Here is an 8,579-nt window from a genome sequence, read left to right on the forward strand (position 1 = left end):
GAAGTAAGTGACACTGCAATAATTATATAAACTCTAACACCCAAGGCAAAGAGGTCAGCTTGAATTTCATCGACACGGTCAAACAAAACTTTGACTCTATCCCCACGTCAATAGCGATTCAAGATAATCAAGTCTCGATAAGCTATGCTGAACTCGGGCAGCTTGTTGCAGGAATCAATTCCAGGCTCAAACAGTTGGAGCTAGAACAAGGTAGCTACGTTGGTCTATATTTCGAATCGAAACCCTTGGCGATAGCAAGTATGATCGCGTTGCTGGACTATGGCTGTGCCTACATTCCTCTTGACCCGATCTACCCCAACGATCGATTGGCATACATGCTGGAAAACGCGAATGCGAGCTTTGTGCTATGTGATAGGGTATGTGAATTTGCGCCGAAGTCGACCAAATCAATTAACTTTAGTCAAACATTCCCTACAGAAGAAACCTTAGAACAGGTCCTAGCAAATAAGTCCCAAGCATTTAAGAACTTTGGCATCGATAGCGCTCAACTAGAAGAATCGACTGCTGCCTATTTAATCTATACCTCGGGTTCAACAGGGCGCCCCAAAGGCGTCGCGATGCCCCATGGCCCTCTAAATAAGCTGATCGACTGGCAGAATGCTCATTACAACGAAAACTACGCCCCTAAGACCTTGCAATTTTCCTCGCTCAGTTTTGATGTATCTTTCCAGGAAATCTTTTCTAGCTTATCACTTGGCGCAACGCTATACACTCTTGACCCACTGATCAAACAAGACTTTAAGTCTCTTGCTGAATATATACTCGAACATCAAATCGAACGAATTTTCATGCCTTATGTCGCCTTGAAAAACCTGATGCAATGGTTTGTTCGACTAAACATCGTGCCGAAGTCCTTGAAAGAAGTTATCACCGCGGGCGAGCAGCTAATTATCACTGAGGATATTAGGTCTATCTTCGAACAGCTCCCTAAGACAAGCTTGTCAAATCAATACGGCCCTTCAGAGTCTCATGTGGTAAGCGAACTTATCATGAGAGCCCCTGCCAGCGATTGGCCGGAAATACCCCCAATTGGTAGCGCATTACCTCACGCGAAACTTAATATATTGAATGATAATGGCCAAAATGTCAGAGCTGGAGAAGTAGGAGAGCTCTATATTAGCGGCCCAGTTTTAGCTACTGGTTACATAAATAATTCGATAGAGACAAACAAACGCTTTGTCACTATGACGATCAATGGCAAAGAACAACTTTGCTATCGTACAGGGGATTTGGTCTCAGCAGATAATAAGGGCCAGTTAGTTTATTCAGGTAGAACTGATAACCAAGTAAAAATTAGTGGCTATCGTATTGAGTTATCGGAAATTGAAGCCTGTTTAATGAAGCATGAGAGTGTCTCCAATGCAGCTGTAACAGTTTCAGAGAGCGAAGCGCAAAAATCGATTATTGCTTTTATTGTAAGCAACTCTGAGGATGCTTCAATACTCAAAGCATACCTCACGCAAGAGCTACCTGCCTATATGCAGCCGTCTCATTTTCTGTTCAGCGATGCACTGATGACAACGCCTTCAGGGAAAATCGACCGCAAGAGTATGCTCGCCCAGTATCACGCCAATCAAGGTAAGTTAGCTGAGCAGGTTTCAAGCATGCAGAAAGAGCAGCTAATAGCTGTGCCAGATAAAGTGTCACTAAGCTCAATGATCTATTCCTTGCTTGGTAACGACAATATCGACACATCAAAAAGTCTGGTTGATGTAGGCATGACATCACTCATGGCGAACCAGTTATCAGTTCAGCTATATGAAAGCTTTCAGCTAGATATACCCGCCTATAAGCTTTTTCAATACGCTTCGATAGACTCGTTTATCAATCATCTTAGTAAGCAAGTGAGAACTAACAACTATCAGACACGAAATACTAACTCCCGCAAAGATGGCTCTCGTGACATCGCTATTATAGGCATGGCCATTAATGCACCTGGCGCAAATAACCTTCCACAATTTTGGGAGAACTTGCTAGCAGAAAAAGAAAGCCTGCATGTATTTGCACCCACGTCAGCAGATGGTGAAGTTAACACTCGAGGTATCATTGCAGAGCCTCTTGCTCTCGATGCGAGTTTTTTTGGAATTTCACCAATTGAAGCCGAGTTTATAGATCCACAGCAACGCATTATGCTCGAGCTAGCTTGGCACGCCATAGAAGACTCTGGAATTGTTGCTGACGAATTTCCGGGACGTATTGGCGTCTTCTGTGGTACCGGTAATAATTCATACTATTTAGAAAATGTTTTAAAAAACCCTGAAAAGCTCGCTGACTATGGCGCTTTACAAGCTATGGTCGCAAATGAAAAAGATTACACCGCAACACGAATTGCGCACAAACTTAACTTAAACGGCCCTGCAGTCAACATTCAGACTGCCTGCTCGACATCTCTGGTAGCGGTGTGCCAGGCTGTTGAAGCTCTCCGCTCTGGCGAATGCGAGGTCGCCATTGCTGGAGCCGCTTCTCTCTCCTTCCCGCAAGAACAACCTCATATCCCCGAAGAAGGAAGTATCAAGTCTCATGACGGTCATACGCGCCCCTTCGATCGCGAGGCAAACGGCACTGTGTTTAGTGATGGTGGCGGTTTGGTCGTTCTAAAACGACTCGATTACGCTATCGAAGACGAAGATAGAGTAACAGCCGTTATCAAAGGTGTAGCAGTCAACAATGATGGCGCTCAAAAAGGCAGCTTTTCAGCCCCAAGCGAAGAGGGTCAGAAAAACGTTATTCTGGCAGCACAACAAGATGCTGGACTCACTGCAGATAAGATAGGGTACATAGAAGCTCACGGAACCGCTACCCCCATTGGTGACCCTATCGAAGTATCGGCCCTGAAAGCAGTCTTTGAACAAAACTCTAAAATACCTGAAGCTCAGTGCCTACTAGGATCCGTCAAAAGCAACCTGGGGCATTTAACTGCAGCAGCCGGTGTCACGGGCTTAATAAAGTCTGCACTATCTGTATCGAAAGGACAGATTCCGGCCAGTATTAATTTCACATCACCAAACCCTGACTTAAGGCTAGAGTCTTCACCGTTTTCTGTCGCTACAACCACCGCTACTTGGAAACAGGAAATTGGCCAGCGATATGCAGGTATCAGCTCATTTGGCATAGGAGGCACCAATGCTCATGTGATTATCTCTGGGTATGACGCTGAGCCGGCAACTGCTTCTGCACAGACACCAACAAAACTACCACTGTGTCTTAGTGCAAATTCACCCAAATCACTCGCTGATCAAGCTAGGCAACTTGAAACATTTCTACTAAAAAATACTGACACAGATATCGATCACCTTAAAAACACCTACTGCTTTCACCGACAAGCATTGAAGTATCGACAAGCTATATTAGGAACAACTAGAGACAGCATTCTTAGTGAACTATCACAGTTCACTAAGAATGCTTCAGACGCGCCTACAAAGGACCCAAAGATTATATTTATGTTTCCTGGACAAGGAACTCAAGTTAATCGTATGGGTAAGAAGCTCTACAATGAACTTCCGCTCTTTAGAGCACATTTGGATAACTGCATCGAGATATGCAAAGACGAATTTAACGTCGATCTCATACATATCCTATTCTCGGATGATCCAAGCCTTCACCTTACTGAGAACACGCAAATAGCATTGTTTTCGGTGGGTTATGCTATTGCATCAAGTTTAATGGAGCTTGGTATCAAACCCGACGGAATGATGGGACACAGCATTGGTGAACTAGCTGCGGCAACCTTGTCTGGGGTATTCGATTTACACACGGCAATTAGAGTAGTTTTAACGCGCGGCAGAGTCATGCAAAGACAGGCGAGTGGTAGCATGTTAGCCGTAGAAAGCAGCTTTGACGCAATCAAGCACTTAATTCCGGATAGTGTTGTTCTTTCAGCTCAAAATACTCCTGAATCACTCACTCTCTCTGGTGAAGATGTTCATATTGAACAAGCAAAAGAAGCACTGGAGAAGGCCAGTATTCATTGCACAAAGCTAAGAACCTCGCACGCTTTCCACTCGCCAATGATGATCCCTGCCGAGCAGGCTTTCATCACAGAGCTCAAGGGCATTCATTGCAAAAAGCCCAGTATCCCATTTATTTCCTGTGTCAGCGGCGACTGGATTACAGATGAACAAGCAAGCGACACTCGCTACTGGGCTAGCCAGATAGTAGCTCCGGTACAGTTCAAAGGTGGCACTGAAAAGCTAAGCAAGTGGTCAAACCTTATTGTTATAGATTGCGGCCCAAGACGTGTTGCGTCTCACTTACTTAGCCAATGCTTGGAAGATAAGGATGACCTTAATATAATAACGGCCCTACCAAAGCCAACAGAAGAAGCTGAAGATAGCCAATTTATCGCCTGCCTAGGCAATATATGGAAAACGGGATTATCTGTCGACTGGCGTAAACTAGCCAGGCCGATAAAACCAGCGATGGGGTTTTTACCTCCTTATGCCTTTGAACATAAAGATTTCTATATAGCACCACAGGCCAGTCACTCCGCCTTCAACCTAGAACAAGAGCTTAGTAAGAGCTTTGACAGTAATCAGTCCAATTTCTTGGGCGACCTGACTCAACTTAGCCAAGGGCTGCAACAACAGTTTGCAGCCATGAATAACAACTTTCTCGATATTGCATCATTAGGCGCTAGCCCAGTCTCAATTCAGGAGACTCAAGTAGTATCTGGAACCAACTTATTTAATGATATAGAAGCCGACACCATGACGACAAACGCGATCAGCCAACTCAAAACACTTTTTTCAGATACTTCGGGCATCGACTTAAACGACGCCAATCCTGATGCAACCTTTTTCGAATTAGGCCTCGATTCTCTATTCTTAACGCAGTTAGCCTTAAAACTGAAAAAGACCTTCAAATCCAAAGTAACCTTCCGTCAACTTATGAATGAATATAGTTCATTCAATAAGCTAGCGACAAAGTTAGAGGGCGACGGAGCCTTAACTAGCGCGCCTGTGGCAACACCGAACCAAGCACCTGTTCACATTGACACGCCTTCTGTTTCCGCTCCTTTACCAGTAAGTCACGCGACTACCACCAATGCAAACGGCTCGCCTTTAAACAGTTTGCTTTCGCAGCAACTTCAATTGGTAAACAGTCAAATTGCTTTATTAAACCAATTAAGCCAGGGTCAAGCAGGAGCGCCAGTTCAAGCTTCAGTACCTGCCACTACACAAACCTCCGGCACCGCGGAGCTAAGCGATACTCAAGACAAAAAACCCTTTGGTGCGGGCACCCGTATTAACGTTAAGCGCTCAAATGAGCTCAGTGCCGATCAACAGCAGAATTTGGAAAAGCTTAGTCAGCGCTATAATGCCAAGTTTTCAAAGTCTAAAGACTTCGCTCAAGCAAACCGCTCCCAGCTCGCGGACCCTCGAGTAGTCTCCGGGTTTCGAGATAAACTGAAAGAGGTTATTTACCCTATTGTTGTCGAGAAGTCTGCCGGCGCACACCTTTGGGATATCGACGGAAATTGTTTGATTGACGTCACCTGTGGCTTTGGCTCAAATTTCTTTGGCAATGGTGCTGAATTTATTCGCTCGGCCGTTGCCAAACAGCTAGAAACCGGTTACGAAATCGGCCCCCAGAACCCCTTAACTGAAAAGGTATCCAAGAAATTTTGCCAGTTAACTCAACTAGAGCGTGTTGCTTTCTGTAATACTGGTTCTGAAGCTGTACTTGGCGCCATACGATTAGCGCGCACAGTGACAGGCAAAGAACATATCGTCATGTTTGAAAACGACTATCATGGAATCAATGATGAGGTTATCGTCCATCGAGGTTCGAATGGCCTACCGTTACCAGCAGCCGCCGGTATTCCTGGAGAGGCCGTCGCCAACACAATGATTCTAGACTACGGTGACCCACAGTCTTTAAAGTATATCGAAGAAAACGCCGATGACATCGCTGCTGTTCTGATCGAACCTGTACAAAGCCGAAACCCAGAACTTCAGCCTAAAGAGTTCGTTCAAGAGTTAAGGAGCTTATGCGATCAAAATGAGATGGCCCTTATATTCGATGAAGTCATTACAGGTTTCCGCCTCGGACCACGAGGAGCTCAAGGCCATTTCGATATTCCAGCAGATATCGCAACCTACGGTAAGATTATCGGTGGAGGTATGCCAATTGGTGTTATTGGAGGCAAGTCCAAGTATATGGACGCCTTAGATGGTGGCCAATGGCGATATGGTGATGACTCATCGCCCGAAGTTGGCGTAACCTACTTTGCGGGAACCTTTGTACGCCACCCACTCGCGATGGCTGCAGCAAATGCAGTATTAGATAAACTAATAGCCGAGCCTAGCATACAGCAGGATTTGGGCAACAAGACCGCTGCAATGGTCGAGCAAATGAACCTGTACGCAAGCCAACGACATGCTCCGATCAAAGTCGTGAACTGCCAGTCCCTATTCCGTTTTAAAATTCCCCAAGATATCGCTTACGAGGAACTAATATTTACGCTGTTGAGAGAAAAAGGAATCCATATATGGGATGCACGCCCATGTTTCCTTACCACAGCTCATAGTGATGAAGATATCGCTGCAATCATTAAAGCTTTTGAGGAAGCCGTCGACGAAATGCTGTCGTTAGGATTCTTTCCCGAGCTCGATCCTAGCAAAAACACGAACACCCAAAACACTGAAGAAACGGCGCCATTGCAAAACACTCCGCCAGTTCCAGGAGCTAGATTAGGAAAAGATTCCCAAGGAAAGCCAGCATGGTTCATAAAGGACCCTGAACAACCTGGAAAATACAGAATGCTAGAGCAAAACTAATGACCAGCCAAATCAAGACCATACAATCTGTTTCGGTAGATTTCGACCCCTTTGCTGATCAAAAACCGACCCTGATAAAATCGGTTCCGTCCACGGCAGCACAACTTGAAATATGGTCGTCTGTCCTGATGGATCCAAAGGCTTCAAGTGCTTTTAACGAATCCTTTACCTTAAAGTTTAAAGGAGAGCTCAGAGTGCCTGCTCTCATCAATGCACTTGAGCTAACCGTTGCAAGGCATGATGCTCTCAGAGCCAGTTTTTCTGAAGATGGCACAAGCTTTAGAGTATTCGACTATCAGGAAATTCAATGCGGCTTAGAAAATATTGAAAAACAAGCTCTTGAAGAACTTATTGAAAGCGAAGCCCGCGAGCCTCTGGACCTAGTCAATGGCCCTTTATTCAGAGTTCGCTTACTGAAAGAGTCGGATACCTGTCACTACCTGATATTCACTGCTCATCATATTATTTGTGATGGCTGGTCTCTTGGCATCGTGATCGCAGATTTGTCAGCCTTTTACAATAGCACCGTAAAGGGAAATTCGGCTGATTTAGAAGAAGCATACTCTTTTGTTGATTTTGCAGGTCAATCTTCAGAGAACGAGGACAAACAATATTGGCTAGATAAATTTTCAAAAAGAATTCCCGATTACGAGCTTATATTAGATAAAGACCGCCCCAAGAATAGAACCTTCAATGCGCGCCGAATAGATGTTGATGTCGACCTAGATCTAATCACTGAAATTAAGAAAAGTGCAGCCAGCATAGGATGCAGCCTAAGCGCTTATACAATGGCGATCTATTTTATTGCCTTGCAGCGCTGGACAGGAGAGTCCTTTTTAGCAGTAGGAATGCCAACCGCAGCACAACCCGGTATCGCTCCGAATTCTTTGATTGGTCATTGTGTTTCGACAGTTCCTATCGTCAGTGAGCTAAATCCTTCTATATCAGTTGCTCAAGCAATACACGAAATTAGTGAAGAGATTCTAGACGCTTTTGAACATCAGAACTTTACCTTTGGGGAGTTGATTCGAGAGCTACCCATTGCAAGGGATCCTTCAAGAATTCCACTTTTACCCCTGCTTTACAACTTTGATACAGGCTTGGAAGACGAACATCTAGATTTTCACGAGCTAAAATGTAGTTTCCACTCAAACCCAAGGTTTTATGAAAACTTTGAACAGTTTATGAATGTCGCCGACTACGGTGACCACTTCACAATCGAGTGCCAGTACAATACTGACCTATTCCTGGAAGAGTCAATCAAAGCCCGAATCGATGAATATATCTGGCTCCTAACCCAGTGTAGTTTTAATCTAAACCAGTCACTCAGCGAGCTGGAACTCAGCCCTATTAACGATTATGAATATTTACTTACTCGTAGCCTAGGTACGCACCATTTCTGGCATGAAGAACAAGCCAACGCCCCTCGCACTGTCGGTCACTACCTTCATCATCAAGCTCAACAATTTGCCGAAAAAGATGCCGTCATATTTGAGCAGGAAGTCTTAAGCTATCGTCAGCTTGATGAACTTAGCTCACAGTGGGCTCAGCTCCTATTAGAGGAGCACGTATCGGTTGGGGACCGCGTTGGCTTGTGCCTGGACCGCTCTCAGCATATGCTCGCGGCCCTAATTGGCATATTGAAAGTCGGCGCCAGCTATGTCCCGCTTGACCCTGACTTCCCCGATGATCGTTTGGCGTACATGATTGAAGACTCGGGCTTACAACACCTAGTCACTCAAGAAACGCATATCAAGCGCCTGCCTTCTGTTGCACACA

Annotated in this window: 2 protein-coding genes; both read left to right on the forward strand. The window is 45.1% G+C overall.

Translation table 11 applies throughout. The features are described 5' to 3' along the window. The first annotated feature begins 59 nt into the window (after nucleotides 1-59). Entirely contained in the window at nucleotides 60-6,800 is a 6,741-nt protein-coding gene (locus tag A3763_RS18190) for a type I polyketide synthase (protein WP_068554300.1), read from the forward strand. After that, nucleotides 6,800-8,579: condensation domain-containing protein (locus A3763_RS18195; RefSeq protein WP_156495158.1), on the forward strand; the 1,780-nt coding region annotated here is incomplete at its 3' end. The genes A3763_RS18190 and A3763_RS18195, both read left to right, overlap by 1 nt.

The sequence above is a fragment of the Oleiphilus sp. HI0128 genome, from assembly GCF_001635365.1.